This is a genomic window from Acinetobacter gyllenbergii CIP 110306 = MTCC 11365, from assembly GCF_000413855.1.
Classification (GTDB): Bacteria; Pseudomonadota; Gammaproteobacteria; order Pseudomonadales; family Moraxellaceae; genus Acinetobacter; species Acinetobacter gyllenbergii.
In genome coordinates this window covers 49,287-66,862 of the sequence record NZ_ATGG01000016.1, presented here as the reverse complement: position 1 = coordinate 66,862, position 17,576 = coordinate 49,287, and the positions used below count along the sequence as shown (strand labels likewise).

Genomic DNA, 17,576 nt, shown 5'->3' with positions numbered 1-17,576 from the left:
TGTTTATAAAAAACCTCGAATTGGCTTCGAGGTTTTTTTTATGGTTAAAGTAAGTGATTAAACAGGGCATGGTAAGTTTTCGTCCTCCTGACCGATTTTTTTAGCTGCAATAAGCGCTTGTACTTTTTTACTTGGTAGCTTTTCTTTACCAAGTGCGTCATAGGTGTTCACGATATTGGTCACTTCTAAAGTTGTCAGTTCAATTCCCTCTGCTGTTAAAAAAACGGAAATTACATGATGATCCACGCCAGCTTTAGCAAGATCGTGGATCGCCTTGATATTTTCTAAACGATATAAGTGTGCTTTTAATTCCATCGTCTTTACCCTCATGTGTTTTATTGTATGACCTACATTGGCATATTAGGTTAAGCAATAACCGTGCACAAAATGTAAAACGCAGCAAAAAAATGTAAGTTGAGTGATAAAACCCATTTGGTTGTGTAGCATTTATTTAAGAATGGAAAACGATGTTGTAATTTTGTCTAAACGGCATGTGATTTGCTCAATAAATTTGAAAACCTGAAAACTAAACCCAATAAAATTCTTAAAACGGGTGTGTGACCCTAAAGACAGCTTTTGTAAGTTGGCGTATGATCGACTCATCAAGAGTCTTGCCAACAAGACCATCCGACATGATGAAAGATAAGGAATACTGATGAATATTGCGGCGCAACCTCCAGTACAAGCAGATCAAACCATTTATTTAAAAGACTATCAAAAGCCTTCTTTCTTGGTTGAATCGATCAATCTGGACATCCAAGTTTATGATGATCATACGCTTGTTGATTCTACGCTGGTGATGAAACGCCAAACGACTGGTGCTTTGGTGCTTTTGGGGCGTGATCTGGAATTAAAATCGATCCAACTCAATGGGCAACTCCTGAGTGCAGAGCAATATCTGTTAGATAGTGAACAATTGCTGATCGCTGATGCACCAGATCAGGTCATTCTACAAACTCAAGTGATCATTCATCCTGAATCGAATACGCAATTAGAAGGTTTATACAAGGCAGGTGATTTATTTGTCACTCAAAATGAACCTGAAGGTTTCCGTAAAATTACTTTTTATCCTGACCGTCCTGATGTATTGGCCGAATTTACCACACGTGTAGAAGCGGATAAGAAATATCCAGTACTGCTTGCAAACGGCAATTTATTGGAAACTGGAGAGGCTGGGGAAGGCCGTCATTTTGCAATTTGGCAAGACCCAACCAAAAAGCCAAGCTATTTATTTGCCTGTGTGATTGGTGATTTGGCGGTATTGAAGGATCGTTACACCACTTCGGAAGGTCGTGATGTTGCCTTAGAAATTTATGCAATTGAAAAAGATATTCCGAAATGTCATATCGCGATGGAGGCTCTAAAGCACTCAATGCGTTGGGACGAAGAACACTATGGTCGCCCGTATGATCTCGATAACTACATGATTGTCGCTGTCAGTCAATTCAACATGGGTGCGATGGAAAATAAAGGTTTAAATATCTTTAATACGTCTTGTGTGCTTGCCGATGAGGAATACACCACTGATGCTGCGATTATGCGAGTCCAGTCTGTCATTGCACATGAATATTTCCATAACTGGACCGGCAACCGAATTACCTGTCGAGACTGGTTCCAGTTGTGTTTAAAAGAAGGCTTAACGGTTTTCCGTGATCAGTCTTTCTCTGAAGATTTACAATCAGCAGCCGTACAACGGATTGATGATGTGGCGGTATTGAAATCGCATCAATTCCCTGAAGATGCAGGTCCATTATCACATCCACCTCGTCCAGACCACTTTGTCGAAATCAACAACTTCTATACCGCGACAGTGTATGAGAAGGGTGCTGAAATCAACCGCATGATGGCAACTCTATTAGGTAAAGAAAAATACCGTCAAGGCACAGATGAATATTTCCTACGCCATGATGGGCAAGCGGTCACAGTGGAAGACTGGGTGGCTGCATTAAGTGCAGGTTCGGGTGTTGATCTCTCTAATTTCCTGACGTGGTATAACCAACCTGGTACACCAAAGTTAGAAGCTAAAGGTGAATATGATGCTGCTGCACAGACGTATCGTTTAAGCTTCAAACAAAGCTTGAAAGCACATCCAAAATATCCAAACCTTAAAGCAGTACCAATTCCTGTGGCTCTGGCATTATTTAATGCCAATACAGGTGAACAATATACCTTGCACGGCACAGACCTGTTTGTGAATGAGGTCAAAGATGGCGTGTATTTATTTGATCAAGATGAAGTAACAATTGAATTTACAGGGGTGACTGAGCAACCTGTAGCTTCGTTATTACGTAATTTCTCGGCACCTGTGAATTTAGTCTTTGATTATTCTAATGATGATCTTGCCTTCTTGATTCAGCACGAAACCAATGGCTTTAACCAATGGCAAGCGACACAAACCTTATTGGAACGTATTCTTTTAGAAGACAATAAAGTGGATACCTATATTCAGGCAATTAAAAATACCTTGCCAGACTTAGTGAATAAAGATCCGTTATTGGCATCGCGCTTATTTGATGTACCAAGTGAAAACTATTTAGGCAGTCGTATTGATCAAGACTATGAGCCTGAATTGATTCGTGAGAAGCGTGAAGCTGTGCTGGATCGTTTAGCACGTGATTTAGGTTCATTCTGGAAAGAGACTTATTTGGCTTTAGATCCAGACCAGCAAAAAGAGTTTTCTTTGGCGATGGGCGTACGTTCATTAAAGAATATCACTCTGAATATGTTGGCGCGTCAAGGCGATGAATCTGTATTTGAGTTGGCTTATGCACAATACCAACAAACGGGCAATATGTCTGAGCGTTTAGGTGCATTACGTGTTTTGGTCTGGAATGACGCGCCCCAAGCACAAGCGGCACTTGCAGATTTCTATAACCGTTTTAAAGATGAAGCTTTATCTTTAGATCAATGGTTTAGTATTCAAGCATCGAACCCGTGTGCAACAGCAGAAACCATTGAATATCTGACCAAGCACGCCGATTATGATTTGGGAACACCGAACCGTATCCGTGCCGTAAGTGGCGGTTTGGCGGCAAATCCAGTCAATACGTGGAGCTTTGGTGTCGATCATTTCATTGGGTTGGCTGCTTATCTGGATGAGAAAAACCCAATCTTAGGTTCGCGTTTATTACAAGTGCTGTCACGCTGGTACACCTTGGCTGAACCACAACGTAGTCAGGTGCAACAAGCCCTTAAGGCATTGCAACCTAAAGTAAAATCGAAAAATGTAGCTGAGACATTGAACAGTTTACTCAGTATTTAATTGATTGATTGAATCAATAGGAAAAGGATGTCGTCAGACATCCTTTTTTATTTGACAATTAGTATTGTCAGAAATAGTATGGAAATCATTCGAATGTAACGGATGACTGCAATGGAAATAAAAACAATCACATTACCAACACGTCAAATTGAAGTTGAAGTGTATGCACCCACACAAAGCTCTGAAAAAACGCCTGCTATTTTATTGTTACATGAGTTATTCGGTATTCTCGATGTCTATCGTGAAGATGCCCAAGACTTGGCGGATCGGGGCTATTTGGTTTATGTACCTAATCTATTTAGTGGCGGTGCAGTTAAATATTGTATTCGTGCCATGGTGAGCAAAGCTGGCCGCATCAATGCTGCGGATAGTGAAGTTAATCAAGAAATTCATGTATTACTGGATGCTTTAAAGGCAGATCCTCGATCCAATGGTCGCTTAGGCATGTTAGGGCAGTGCTTAACAGGGGGCTATGTAATCCAGATGGCCAAGCGCGAAGATATGTTGGCACCTGTGGTTTATCATCATTCTTTAGGTATTCAAGGTGCTGGTGTACCGAAAAAAGAATCTCTGGATGAGGTTCGTATTTTACAAGGGCATTGGTCTACGGTTGATCCATTTTGCCCAGCGACCAAGCGTAATAAATTAATCCAGCAATTGGGTGATCGGGTGGAAGCCTATACTTATAATATGCCACATGGCTTCCGTAGCGTGAGCCGAGGATTGCCTGAAGCCCAAGTCGTGTGGCAGCGGACGCTTGATTTTTTTGAGCGAGAATTAAAACAAAACACAATATAAATCATTGGAAAAACAGCGTATTATTCAATTGAACTAAATTTCTACAATTAAAAAATGAGGGAAATATGTCTCATAAATATGAATATGCAGGCTTCTGGATACGTGTGGGTGCCGCCATTATTGATTCCATTATTGTGATTGTTGCCATGATTCCATTAACCATGATTTTTGGTGGTGGCAATACCACAGTTGCCTCTGATGGTTTTTCATCATTCCAATTTATGTCTACGGCAGATTGGATTTGGCAAATTCTCGCCGCAGTCTTTTATATTTTCTGTTGGATTAAATTTGCTGGTACACCAGGTAAGCGTCTGCTTCGATTAAAAGTGCTGGATGAAAAAACAGGTGAAAATGTGACTGTTGGACAGGCTATCATTCGTTATATTGGTTATATCCCAGCAACATTAGTATTTTTTATTGGTTTAATCTGGGTGGCATTTGATGCGAAGAAGCAAGGCTGGCACGACAAAATGGCAAAAACTGTAGTGGTAAGAGAGCTTTAATTTAGCGCGAAATTTTATCACGTAATAAAAAATTCATACGATAGGGCTTGTGAATCAATTCGCATGTCCTATAATGCCGTTGAGTTTATTCACGGAGATCCTAAATGGGAAGTTGTTCGAGGTTCGGGTTTAATAAGGGATTAAGCCAAAGCGAATACTGAGCAAGTGAGCTATTTAGGTCGGCTATCTTGCAATGAGATAGCTTTGCTAAAAATTATCTAAACCCTCCTATAAAATTTTGCTGTATCCACAAAATTTATTGTATTGACTGCATCCTGTTTAGTTTCTCACCTAAAATGGGGAGAAGCCTATGTTTTTTCACGCTTCCATTCAATGGCTTGCTATTGTTAACGTATTTATTTTATGTGGATTGTTGCTGACTCAAAAGAGTAAGGCAGGTCCACTCATCAACACCGATGATGTATCTATTACAGCGGCACAGCAGTGTCAGCTAGAAAGTACTTATAGCTATAACAAAGACGGCACTTGGTCTTATCAAGTCGTACCTGCCTGTAATCTCAATCAAAATTTAGAAGTATCTTTGGGCTATCACTCAAGTAAAGATCAAGATCAGATGCATGGCTTTTCGGTTCAAGCGAAAAGCATTTTAAAGCCAATGAAGAATGACTGGGGCGTTGCCAGTAGTTTACAGCTATCCCGTGATGATGTTGCTCATCATGGGGATTTAAACTGGTTTTTGAATGTTCCTGTCAGTTTTCAACTTTTAGATCAACGTTTAGCATTGGATACCAATCTCGGTTATCAACAGACTGATGAGCGCCTCGTTCGCTGGGGAATTGCTTCAACTTATACGCTGACCGAGCATGTCGGTGTAACACTTGAAACATATAATCAAGATCGCCAAGCGCCATTTTTCCAGACAGCGTTGCAATATAGTTTGATTCCCAATGTCCTTACTTTGGAAGCTTCTTTCGGCGATCGTCTACATCGTTTAAAACAACATTGGTTTGGACTCGGTTTAAGTTATACGCCTTCATCCTAATTGTTTCAAATCTAGTTAATCTGTCATTAAAAACATTGATAAGAATATAGGTGTAAGATGCAATTAAAGTTTTTACAAAATATTGATTTATCAAATATTGCTGACACCTTAGTCAGCCTGTCCGTTGCTTTTATTCTTGGTGCATTAATTGGCTTTGAACGTCAGTATCGACAACGCACGGCAGGGTTGAGAACCAATGTACTGGTGGCTGTTGGTGCTGCAATTTTTGTCGATATTGCGACCAATTTAACGGGTGCAGAAGGTGCAGTCCGCGTGATTGCCTATGTGGTTTCAGGGATCGGTTTCTTGGGTGCGGGTGTGATTATGCGCCAAGAAGGCAATATTCATGGTTTAAACACGGCAGCGACTCTCTGGTGCTCAGCCGCCGTGGGTGCTTCTGCGGGTTCAGATCTTATTATTGAAGCAATACTGGCAACGGCTTTTATCTTGGCAGCCAATACGCTGTTAAGACCGATTGTTCATGCCATTGATCGTCGTCCAATTGATGACGATACCGAGGTTTTACATGTCATCTATATTATTTGTGACCGTAGTCAGAGTAAGGTGGTGATGGATGAGTTGAATTTAACCTTGCAACACCATAATTATCCGGCCAAAGATATTGAAGTCACACCGTTTGGTGAAAAAGAGGTCGAGATTGAAGTCACTTTAATTGCTACTTCAATTGATGCAGAAGAAGCACAGCATATTACCAATCATCTGAATGCCATGCCGCAAATTCGACAGGCATTTTGGGATAAAAATACCATCAATTAAGCCTTAGAAATAGTTTCTATATCATGTGGTTGAGATAGATTGTCCCAAAAATGATATATAAAATGTCTATTGTTTCACATAAAATGACGCCAGCTTGATAACAATGAGAACAGTATGAGTTCAGAAGCACATTCAATCAGTTTAATTGCGCCAGTGGTCTTGCTTGCCGCTGCTGTAATTGCCGTTCCAATTTTTAAACGTATTGGCTTGGGTTCCGTCCTTGGTTATTTAATTGCAGGCCTGATTATTGGCCCATTTGGTTTTGCATTTTTTCATGATTCGGCTTCGATCTTACACATTGCAGAACTTGGGATTGTGATGTACCTGTTTGTGATTGGTCTGGAGATGCAGCCCTCACATTTATGGAGTTTAAGGCGTGAAATCTTTGGGCTAGGTACCTTGCAAATTGTTGCCTGTGCTTTGGCATTGACTGGCGTAGGTTTATTGTTTGGTTTTAGTTGGCAAGTTGCCTTTATCGGTGCTGCTGGTTTTGTCCTGACTTCCACGGCCATTGTGATGCAGTTGTTGGGAGATCGCGGTGATATCGCTCAACCTCAAGGGCAAAAGATTGTTGCCATTTTATTATTTGAAGATTTGCTGATTGTGCCTTTATTGGCAATTGTTGCTTTTATGGCGCCAAACCATGTGGTGGAAAGTACTTCGACACGCTTGGAAAGTATCGGAATTGGCTTGATTGCGATTGCAGGTCTTATTGCAGCAGGCTATTGGTTGCTGAATCCGTTATTTAGATTGCTTGCCGCGGCAAAAGCCCGAGAGGTGATGACGGCGGCAGCACTGCTGGTGGTTTTGGGTGCAGCCTTGTTAATGCAAGTCAGTGGTTTATCCATGGCGATGGGGGCTTTTTTGGCAGGGGTATTGTTATCTGAATCGACTTTTAGACATCAGATTGAAGCAGATATTGAACCTTTCCGTGGCTTATTACTGGGCTTGTTCTTCCTCGGTGTCGGGATGTCACTGGATTTATCGGTGGTTGCTCAGAATTGGCAACTGATTGTCAGCGGTGTTTTAGCGATGATGTTTGCTAAGGCCTTGATGATTTATATCGTTGCACGTGTCACCAAAAGCTCTCATACCGAGGCGCTTGACCGAGCTTTGCTGATGGCACAAGGTGGTGAATTTGCCTTTGTTCTGTTTGCCGCTGCATTGAGTGCGCAAGTCATTGATAATTCAGTCAAGTCGAATTTGACTGCGATTGTGGTGTTATCAATGGTGTTAACCCCGATTTTAGGCATTGTATTTAAACGTTTTACCGAAACCAAAGATCAGATCAATTTAGACAATGTCAATATTGCTGAAGGCTTGAGTGGCAGTGTACTGATGATTGGCTTTGGTCGTTTCGGTCAGGTGACCAGTCAACTGTTATTGGCAAGAGGAGTAGATGTCACCATTATTGATAATGACATCGACATGATTCAAAACGCGGAAAAGTTTGGTTTTAAAATCTATTATGGCGATGGCTGCCGTTTAGATATTTTGCATGCATCGGGTGCATCTTCAGCCCAAGCCATTGTGGTTTGTGTCGACAGTAAAGAAACCACCAATCGAATTGTTGAGTTGGTCACGCATGAATTTCCATTGGCTAAGCTGCTGGTTCGTTCTTATGACCGTGAACATTCGCTTTACTTAGTGAAGCATAAAGTGGATTATATGATTCGCGAAACCTTCGAATCTGCAATCAAATTTGGTGGCGTGATCTTGCAAGAATTAGGCGTTGATGAAGATGAAGTACAACGCATTACGGATGAAATTCGTGATCGTGATGATGAGCGTTTTGAAACAGAGATCGCTGCGGATGATGTCTATGCAGGTGTAGGTTTACAATATACCCATACGCATCCGCGTCCAACAGCGCCATTAATTCGTCCTAAAAAAGCAGCACGTATTTTAAATGATGAAGAAGCACAGAAAGATTTAGAGGAAAAGTAATCCGCAATGCTTTCCGTGCATGATTTGAATAAGCCCAACTAGGGCTTATTTTTTGCTTTAAATCTAAATAACACTAGTACGAAGATACCTAATAACAAACCCCAAAACGCTGAGCCAATACCCCAGAATTGGACACCTGAGGCACTACATAAAAAGGTGAGTAGCGCAGCTTCACGTTCTTCTACATTTGAAAAAGCAACGGCAATGTTGTGGCTGATCGTTGCAAATAGCGCAATTCCTGCAAGCGCCACAATAAAGATTTGCGGGAATGACATCAGTAGGCTGACCAATGTCGCTGCAAAGAGCCCCATTAAGATATAGAACAGACCACAGCTGATTCCGGCAATATAGCGTTTACTTGGATCGGGATGTACTTGATCATCTAGGCTTACCGCTGCACTAATTGCTGCTAAATTGATTGAGAAACAGCCGAAAGGCGCAAAAATAGTATGTGCGACACCTGTCCAACCCACCAACTGATTCACATGCGGGTGGTAGCCATAGCTTTTAATCATGGCAATCCCTGGCAAGTTTTGTGAAGTCATATTGATGACAAACAGTGGTAAAGCTAAGCCTAAGATGGCAGACCACGAAAATGAAGGTTGCATCCATACCGGTTGGGTCAGTGACCACGTGATTGATTGAAGTTTAAAGTCGATAAATAGTGGGCAGATTGCTGCGCCTAAAATCACCGTCAGTACAATGCTATAACGTGGAAATAAGCGTTTTGAAACCAAATAGATCACAAGCATACTGAGAATAAAGCCAAGATGGCTTTCTAAGCTGCTAAAAATTTGAATACCAAATTTTAATAAGATCCCTGCCAGCATGGCACAGGTCAGACTTTGTGGAATATGGGCCAATAGTTTTTGGAAGATTCCTGAAAAACCAACAATGGCAATGGCAATACCACAGACCAAGAAAGCACCAATCGCTTCATATAAATCATAATGCCCAGTCGAGGCAATGATCAATGCAATCCCTGGCGTCGACCATGCGGTGGCAACGGGATATTTATATTTCCAAGACAGGATCAAGCCCGAGAGACCAATGGCAAGTCCCAATGCCCAAAACCAAGAACTGATTTGAGCAGTATTGGCACCTAAAGATTGTGCGCCTTGAATGACGAGGATGGCGGAAACACTAATCCCGATTAAGAAAGTAATAAAGCCAGCAAAAACTGCTGGAATTGAAAAATCTTGGAGGAGACGTTGCATCTATGCATCTATACTTGTTTAAAATTTGTTGAAAAGTATATCGTTAATGCGACCTAAATCGTAGTTCTAAAGTGATTGAATAAATTGATCATTCGATCAAATTTATGCTTAGGTGAGCGTTGACGTTGCCAATCTTAAACCAAAACCAAAGAACAAGATTCCGACCACACAAATCCCAGTAGCTGCAATTTTATAATTATGTTTGAAAAAACTAGCCAGTTTAATCCCAGAGAAAATCAAAGCGGTTAAATAGCTAAAACTTACAATTTGCACAATCAATGCCAATACTAAAAAGCTTAATGCAGGATAGGCATAATCAGGTTCTACAAACTGCACAAAAAAAGACAGGAAAAACAGAATCGCTTTCGGATTCAGTAAGCTGATACTGAGTGCTGTACGGTAAGGATGAACTTGATCAAGTTTCGGTAAATCAGCTAGCTCGGCATGGTGAGGTGGCTTATTCCAAGTTTGATAAGCACCTTGTAATAATTTAAAACCTAAGTAGGCGAGATAACAAGCCCCTGTTAATTTGAGAATAATGAACAGAATCGGGAAGGCTTTGAGTAAGGATGCCGCACCTAATACCGTACACAGGATTAAAATAGAATCGCCTGTAAATACACCGCAAGCTGCCGCGTAACCAGTACGAATGCCATAACGAGAAGCTACGGACATGACATAGAGAGAGTTAGGGCCTGGTAATAACACAATTAAGATTGTACCAATAATATATGTGGTTAAATCTGTTATACCGAACACAGTGAACTCATTAAAAAACCGATTTTCGCTAATATAACAAAAATCGGTTTTTATTGGTGAAAAATCGACTAATTATGGTTTGATTTCAGCATCAATACCAAAAGACTGACGCAGCAATAAACTGAGTTGGTCACGTGCTTTGATAAAGCCATCAATACCCCCTTGCAGCAATTGAAAGGCCATCAAATCTTGCTCAAGTTCAGCTTTAAAACTCTCTTTGCTTTGTGCTGGACGTTCAATTTTTTCTGCGTGTTGAGCAAATTCGGCACTTAGTTGAGGTTCAACAAGCTGTTGGTCTTGTTCCAACTGAGCCAAAAGATTTGGGGCAATCGTAAGTAAGTCACAACCTGATAAACCAAGCACTTGTGCGGTACTACGGAAGCTTGCACCCATCACTTGGGTTGGAATGCCTTGCTGTTTGTAGTAGTTATAAATCTTTTTCACAGAAAGTACGCCAGGATCTTTGGCAATTGGATATTGCTCTACACCTTCAGCTTTTTTATACCAATCTAATATACGACCTACAAAAGGTGAGATCAGCGTGACGTTTGCATCAGCACAAGCCTGAGCTTGATGTAAACCAAACAACAAAGTGAGATTACATGGAATACCCTCAGCTTCGAGTACTTTTGCCGCTTGAATGCCTTCCCATGTGGACGCGATTTTAATCAGAATACGTGATTGCTCAATGCCGTAACCTCGATAGAGCTGAGAGAGCTCACGTGCTTTGGCAATTGTTGCTTCCGTGTTGTAAGAAAGAGAAGCATCGACTTCTGTAGAGACACGACCCTCGATCAATTTTAAAATTTCGACACCAAACTTCACAGTCAAAATATCAATGGTACGTTCAATCAGTTCATCACGTTGATAGCCTTCTTGCTTGGCTTGAGTATAAGCATCTTCTATCAGCTCGCGGCTTTCTGGTTGTTCAGCTGCAGCTGTGATGAGTGATGGATTGGTCGTTGCATCAAGTGGACGAAATTTTTCAATCGCTTCTAGATCACTACTATCGGCAACAACGGTGGTTAAATTTTTTAATTGGTGTAATGCATTCTGAGTCATTGATATCGCGTTCTTACATAAACAATATTATTGGTAACTTCTGTTATAACACAATCTGGATGAAAGCAAAGCCCCGCATTTGTTTGCAGAATTGTTCATCCTGTCTACACTTGTACTTATGTCTCATTTTTTTGACGTTGTTGTCGAATGTGGTCAATTAAGTATTTTGCAGCAAGCCCTAATTCACTTTCACGGCTCCATACTAGATCGACGTAGTATTCAAATTTTGGTGTGAAATCATACATTTCCAAAATCTTCAGTTTCTTTTTAAGTTCTGGATTTTCATTGAACATTTGTAAGGGGAGGACACCCCAACCTAAGTTGCGAATAATCATCATGCAAGCAGAATGATGATTGTCTGTGCGCCAATAGTCTTTAGAATAGAGCAACTCTGGCTTGATACTATGATCACGACTTGCGACTACAATTTGGCGTGTTTGTACGATTTGTTCAAAAGATACGTGATCCAGTTGTGCTAAAGAATGATTTTTAGCAATGACAGGAACAAGCGCTTCTCTTTTTAGTTCCACAAATTGTTCGCGGCTATCCAATTGTTCACGTTCAAACATCAATGCAAGTTGTGCAGATTGATCAAGTAACATCTGTAAAGCATCTTCTTGTGGGGCTGAAAAAATATTCATTTCAAGACTTGGAAAACGCTGCTCCAGCAAGGTGATATAGTCAGTCCAGTTGGTATACAGCAGCTCAGACACTACCACGATGTTGAGCGTCGACTCCAAACCAGTACTCAAGGCATGCGCATGCTGTTTCCATTGATTGATTTCAATCAATAATTGTTGCGTTTTCTCGTACAGGACGATGGCTTCTGCTGTTGGAATGGGTTCACGTCCGACGCGTTCAAACAGATTAAGATTGAGGTCAATTTCTAAATTGGCAATCGACATGCTTACTGCAGAGGGGACCTTGCCTAATTTACGGGCAGCAGCAGAGAAAGAGCCTGTTTCAATCACGGTTTGAAACATGATGAGTTGTTCTTGATTAATATTCATCTGTCAAAAATACTGAAAGAATCTGATTGGATTAATCAAAATTATAAAAATAAAATAGCCTCAATCCAAATAAAAGAGTGTTATGAAATGTTGATTTCCAAAAGAAGACTCATTCATGCAATTAGCTATGAAGTGATTTTATTGGTCATCATCGCAATTGCGTTAAGTTTTATTTTTAGTATGCCGCTTGAAGTCACGGGGATTCTGGGTACGATCATGGCGGTCATTTCAGTGTTCTGGAATATGATTTTTAACCATTTCTTTGAAAAAGTGGAACATAAATATCAGTGGGAAAGAACCATTCCAGTCCGCATTCTGCATGCAATTGGGTTTGAAGGTGGTTTGATGCTGGCTACTATTCCAATTATTGCATATATGATGAAAATGAGCTTTATCGAGGCCTTAATTCTCGATTTCGGTTTGACCATGTGTATTTTGGTTTATACATTTATCTTCCAGTGGTGTTATGACTTGGTAGAAGGTCGTTATTTCCCAAATGCAAAACTTGCTTCTTCATGATGATGAAACAAAAGCATTCTTCGGAATTTTCTGAAGAATGCTTTTTTATGGTTTTAGAAAAAATGGTTTGATTACAGTATTGATAAAGTCAGAACAATAAAGTTTATTTAATATTGTGTAAGAAAGTAGCAAACATAGTAAAAATAAATAGATATCACAATGCAAGATCGTAGGAGAATAACAATATGCCAAGTGTGCTGATCGAAGTCAGGCAGCAATATCCAGTTGAAGTTGAGCTAGAGATTATGGAAGCGGTGCATACTGCGCTTAGAGATGCGTTTAAAATCATGGCCAGTGATCGAAATGTGCGTTTAATTGTCCATGAAGCACATCGTTTTCAATGTCCGCCAGAAAAGGCAAAACCTGAATGTTATACCTTGATCAGTATTGATGCTTTTCTTGGACGTTCCTTAGATGCCAAGCGTCAGCTGTATAAATTGATTGTGCATAATCTTGAGCCGATAGGCATTCCCAAAGATCATGTGAAAATTATGCTTCGTGAACTGCCCTCGGAGAATTTTGGTGTTCGTGGTGGACAAGCAGCTTGTGATGTTAATTTAGGATTTAAGATTGATGTTTAGGACAAAGTTTAAAGAGGAAAGCTCGATCAGGGCTTTCTTTTATTTGAATATGAAAATAGCCTAAGTAATTTTAAAAGATGAGATAAATAAAAAGATGTTCAAATTAATTTTGCTTATTCTATTCATTGTTTGCCAAGTCAGCTATGCGGGCTATGATTTACATATTACAAAAAAAGAATTTTATTTTAATGAAGGGGAATGTATTACTCCTGCAGAATGGCACGCTTATATGATGCTAGATCCATCAGTAAAAAGTGATCTCCAGAATTCAGCACAAGACTTTCTGATTCTTATTGATAAGCAAGAAATTCCATTAATATATAGTCATGATTCTTGTAGTTTATCGATTAAAAATCCAAGTCCTGAAGTGATTAGGAAAATGATCGAGATTGCAAACAAACTGCATGCAACAGTACAAGGTGACGATGCTGAAATTTATATCACGCCGGAGGAAATAATTAGACGATAATTTATAAGAAGCTGAAGCTTAAATCAGTCGTAGAAAAACTCACACTCCTCAAAAAACATCATGCTAAAATAGGGTACTTATCTTTTTAGATTGCATGATTTTCTCTATGTTTCAACAAGAAATTTCTCAATTAAACTTACAACAATTCAAAGCGGGCGAAAAACGCTGGATTGGTTCCTTGTTAGGGTCATCCGCAGCACTATTATTCAAAGAAATTGCCTCACAAAGTTCAAACCTATATGTCATTGTTGCAAGGAATAATCAACATCTTGCTCAGCTTGAGAGCGAACTCGAATTTTATGGCATCAAGCCCATTATTTTCCCGGATTGGGAAATTTTGCCTTATGACCGTTTATCTCCGCATCAAGACATTGTTTCTGAGCGTTTGGCAATTTTATCGAATATGCCACAAAAAGGGATTTTACTGGTTTCAGCCAGCACTTTAGCGCAACGCGTTGCACCTTATTCGTGGGTTGTGGGCGAACACTTTGATATTAAAGTGGGGCAGAAACTAGACCTTGAAGCGCAAAAGAAACAATTGGTTCAAGCAGGTTATCGCTTAGTTGACACAGTTTATGATCACGGTGAGTTTGCAGTTCGCGGTAGCATCATGGATATTTTTGCATCTGGACAAGATCAACCGATTCGAATTGACTTATTTGATGATGAAATTGACAGCCTAAAATTCTTTGACCCAGAAACACAAAGAACCACCGAATCCTTAAAAAACTTTACTGTTTTACCTGCAAAAGAATTTCCTCTGAAAGAGGGGCGTTCGACTTTTAGAGACCGTTATGCAGAAAGCTTCCCAACTGCAAATCCGAAGAAAAATCCGATTTATCAGGATGTATTAGAAGGAATTGCAACCCCGGGTTTAGAGTTTTATTTGCCATTATTCTTTGATAAGAAGGTGATGGAAGCACAAAGTATGCTGACGACATACTTACCAAAGAATTGCGTTGTCATTACAAATAGTGAAATTGAAGATGATTTTGTTCACTTCTGGAAAGAAGTGATGCGTCGTTATGAAGATCGACGCCATAACATTGATCAACCGATTCTACCGCCAGAAGACTTATTTTTAATGCCCAACCATGTTTTACAGGCATTAAATCAATTCCCTCGAATTTTGGCTTCAGCTGAAGCTTTCGATGCTAAGGCGGGTGTACTCAACATCACTGCTGAACAGCCACCTAAATTGGCTGTTGATCCGAAAAAAGAACAACCTTTTGAAGCAGTAAAACATTATATCGACCAAGCCAAGCATCCTGTTTTATTGGTCGCTGAGAGTGCAGGCCGTCGAGAAACGCTAAAAGATGCGCTGCGTGGTGTGTTGGGTGAAATTCAAAATGTAGATAGTTTTGCTCAATTCCAAAAAGATAAGTTACAGGTTGCGATTACCAGTGCGCCACTGGATCGAGGATTGTTACTGAGTAATCAGTTGTCGGTGATTTCGGAAAATCAGCTTTATGAACACCGTGTGGTACAACGTCGCCGTAAACGCCAGCAAGAAGTATCTGAAGAGTTCTTGATCCGTAGTTTAACCGAGCTGAGTATTGGTGCACCTGTCGTACACATCGATCATGGTGTAGGGCGTTATGCGGGTCTGATTACCTTAGAAATCGACGAGCAGGATCATGAGTTCTTGCAGCTTGATTATGCAGATGGCGCGAAAGTCTACGTGCCTGTAACCAATTTGCATCTGATCAGCCGCTATAGTGGTGGCGATCCTGATTTAGCCCCATTGCATAAATTAGGTACAGATACATGGAGTAAAGCGAAGCGCAAAGCTTTGGAGCAAATCCATGATGTTGCCGCAGAGTTATTACATATTCAGGCTCGTCGTCAATCCAAACCTGGTTTTGCTTTTGAGCTCGATCATACCGGCTATATGCAATTCTCCAGTGGTTTTGCCTACGAAGAAACTTTGGACCAAGCCAACGCCATTGAAGCAACCCTCCATGATATGCAGCTTGCCAAACCGATGGACCGTTTGGTTTGTGGTGATGTGGGCTTTGGTAAAACTGAAGTGGCGATGCGTGCGGCCTTTGTTGCGGTACAAAATAACAAGCAAGTTGCAGTTCTTGTACCGACGACCTTGTTAGCACAGCAACATTATGAATCCTTTAAAGATCGTTTTGCCGATACTGCGGTACGAATTGAAGTATTGTCTCGTTTTGGCAGCAATAAGACCCACCTAAAAACTATTGAAGATTTGGCTGAAGGCAAAGTCGATATCGTGGTAGGAACGCATAAAATTCTGCAAGAAAACATCCAATTCAAGAATCTTGGACTCATGATTGTCGATGAAGAGCATCGTTTTGGTGTTCGTGACAAAGAACGGATCAAAGCCTTACGTGCCGATGTAGATATGTTGACCCTAACCGCGACCCCGATTCCACGTACCTTGAATATGGCATTTTCTGGGATGCGTGATCTCTCGATTATTGCAACACCACCCGCACGCCGTTTAGCCGTAAAAACTTTTGTACAAGAACATACGGATGATTCGGTCAAAGAAGCAATTCTGCGTGAGTTATTACGTGGTGGTCAGGTGTACCTATTGCATAATGAGGTAGATACCATTGAACGCGCCGCTGAAACCATTCGTCATTTAGTTCCAGAAGCACGAGTTGCGGTTGCGCACGGTCAAATGCGCGAACGCGAACTTGAGCAAGTAATGCAGCAGTTCTATCACAAAGAATATAACGTATTGGTCTGCTCAACCATTATTGAAACGGGTATTGATGTGCCGAACGCCAATACCATCATTATTGAGCGTGCGGATAAATTGGGTCTGGCGCAACTGCATCAATTGCGTGGTCGTGTTGGACGTTCGCATCATCAAGCCTATGCCTATTTATTGGTTCCATCGATCAAACACCTCAAAGGCGATGCCGAAAAGCGTTTAGATGCGATTCAACGTGCTTCCACTTTGGGGGCTGGCTTTATGCTGGCAACTGAAGACTTGGAGATTCGAGGCGCGGGTGAATTACTCGGTGAACAGCAAAGTGGTTCAATGCAGGCAATTGGTTATAGTCTGTATATGGAGATGCTCGAAAAAGCGACCAAAGCCATTCAAAAAGGCAAAACGCCTAATTTTGATGCGCCGTTGTCATTAACTGCTGAAATTAATTTACATATGCCAGCGCTGATCCCAGATGATTACTTGGGTGATGTCCATCAACGTTTGTTGTTCTATAAGCGTATCAGTAATACCGATAGCCAAGAGAAGCTCGACAATATCCGTATGGAGTTGATTGATCGTTTTGGTATTCCACCACAACCTGTGAAGCAATTGTTTAGTGTGCATCAGCTGCGCTTGCGTGCAGAGCAGTTGGGTATTACCAAAATTGATATTAACAGTAATGGGGGATATATCGAGTTTTCACCGGATACTCCTGTGCAGGCGATCAGCATAATCCAACTGATGCAGAAAAATCCAACCTATTACCGAATGGAAGGCGGTCAACGTTTGAAAGTCACGGTGCAATTGGCTGAATACGATAAGCGGATTCAGTTCATTGTAGATTTGCTGAACAAGCTATTGAGTGAGTTAAATTGAGGCTTTTAAGCATTTGATTTGCTGGTTAATTGAGCAAGTTGTGTTTTTTAGCAAATGCGATCCTGTTTTTGATCAGATGTTCATGCAATAAATGAGGAAAATCA

15 protein-coding genes are annotated in these 17,576 nt (G+C 40.8%); 10 read left to right on the top strand and 5 right to left on the bottom strand.

Annotated features, from left to right (window positions below; all coding sequences use genetic code 11):
* Positions 1–57: 57 nt before the first annotated feature.
* Entirely contained in the window at positions 58–315 is a 258-nt protein-coding gene (locus F957_RS10050) for a hypothetical protein (protein ID WP_004652954.1), read from the bottom strand.
* Positions 316–655: 340 nt separating this feature from the next.
* On the opposite strand from F957_RS10050, the gene pepN reads away from it, so the two are divergent.
* From pepN to F957_RS10080, 6 genes are all read left to right on the top strand, one after another.
* A complete protein-coding gene (gene pepN / locus F957_RS10055; RefSeq protein WP_016541099.1) occupies positions 656–3,262 on the top strand; it encodes an aminopeptidase N in 2,607 nt (868 codons plus the stop codon).
* Between the two features lie 111 nt (positions 3,263–3,373).
* The gene (locus F957_RS10060; protein WP_016660357.1) at positions 3,374–4,060 is read left to right on the top strand and encodes a dienelactone hydrolase family protein; all 687 of its coding nucleotides are present in this window, start codon (positions 3,374–3,376) and stop codon (positions 4,058–4,060) included.
* Positions 4,061–4,125: 65 nt separating this feature from the next.
* Positions 4,126–4,563 (top strand): RDD family protein, encoded by a 438-nt coding sequence (locus F957_RS10065; protein ID WP_016541101.1) that lies wholly within the window; start codon positions 4,126–4,128, stop codon positions 4,561–4,563.
* Between the two features lie 310 nt (positions 4,564–4,873).
* Positions 4,874–5,566 (top strand): hypothetical protein, encoded by a 693-nt coding sequence (locus tag F957_RS10070; RefSeq protein WP_016541102.1) that lies wholly within the window; start codon positions 4,874–4,876, stop codon positions 5,564–5,566.
* 57 nt (positions 5,567–5,623) lie between these two features.
* Positions 5,624–6,343 carry an MgtC/SapB family protein gene (locus F957_RS10075; protein ID WP_016541103.1) on the top strand — a complete coding sequence of 240 codons (720 nt, stop codon included), beginning with the start codon at positions 5,624–5,626 and terminating at the stop codon, positions 6,341–6,343.
* 114 nt (positions 6,344–6,457) lie between these two features.
* Positions 6,458–8,290 (top strand): monovalent cation:proton antiporter-2 (CPA2) family protein, encoded by a 1,833-nt coding sequence (locus F957_RS10080; protein ID WP_016541104.1) that lies wholly within the window; start codon positions 6,458–6,460, stop codon positions 8,288–8,290.
* Positions 8,291–8,328: 38 nt separating this feature from the next.
* Here the strand turns inward: F957_RS10080 and F957_RS10085 are convergent, their stop codons facing one another.
* From F957_RS10085 to aceR, 4 genes are all read right to left on the bottom strand, one after another.
* Positions 8,329–9,507 carry a benzoate/H(+) symporter BenE family transporter gene (locus tag F957_RS10085; protein ID WP_016541105.1) on the bottom strand — a complete coding sequence of 393 codons (1,179 nt, stop codon included), beginning with the start codon at positions 9,505–9,507 and terminating at the stop codon, positions 8,329–8,331.
* 108 nt (positions 9,508–9,615) lie between these two features.
* Entirely contained in the window at positions 9,616–10,266 is a 651-nt protein-coding gene (gene leuE / locus F957_RS10090) for a leucine efflux protein LeuE (protein ID WP_016541106.1), read from the bottom strand.
* Positions 10,267–10,338: 72 nt separating this feature from the next.
* The gene (gene tal / locus F957_RS10095; RefSeq protein WP_016541107.1) at positions 10,339–11,328 is read right to left on the bottom strand and encodes a transaldolase; all 990 of its coding nucleotides are present in this window, start codon (positions 11,326–11,328) and stop codon (positions 10,339–10,341) included.
* A gap of 116 nt (positions 11,329–11,444) precedes the next feature.
* Complete coding sequence (aceR, locus tag F957_RS10100; RefSeq protein ID WP_016541108.1) at positions 11,445–12,338, bottom strand: HTH-type transcriptional regulator AceR; 894 nt, start codon at positions 12,336–12,338, stop codon at positions 11,445–11,447.
* An 87-nt stretch (positions 12,339–12,425) separates the two neighbouring features.
* On the opposite strand from aceR, the gene aceI reads away from it, so the two are divergent.
* The 4 genes from aceI (at position 12,426) to mfd (ending at position 17,472) form a co-directional block, all read left to right on the top strand.
* On the top strand, positions 12,426–12,857 hold the full coding sequence (aceI, locus tag F957_RS10105; protein ID WP_016541109.1) for a chlorhexidine efflux PACE transporter AceI: 432 nt from the start codon (positions 12,426–12,428) through the stop codon (positions 12,855–12,857).
* Between the two features lie 185 nt (positions 12,858–13,042).
* Positions 13,043–13,438, top strand: coding sequence for a tautomerase family protein (locus F957_RS10110; protein WP_016541110.1), 396 nt, complete (start codon positions 13,043–13,045; stop codon positions 13,436–13,438).
* A gap of 94 nt (positions 13,439–13,532) precedes the next feature.
* The gene (locus tag F957_RS10115) at positions 13,533–13,907 is read left to right on the top strand and encodes a hypothetical protein (RefSeq protein WP_016541111.1); all 375 of its coding nucleotides are present in this window, start codon (positions 13,533–13,535) and stop codon (positions 13,905–13,907) included.
* Positions 13,908–14,013: 106 nt separating this feature from the next.
* Complete coding sequence (mfd, locus tag F957_RS10120) at positions 14,014–17,472, top strand: transcription-repair coupling factor (RefSeq protein WP_016541112.1); 3,459 nt, start codon at positions 14,014–14,016, stop codon at positions 17,470–17,472.
* Positions 17,473–17,576: the final 104 nt, after the last annotated feature.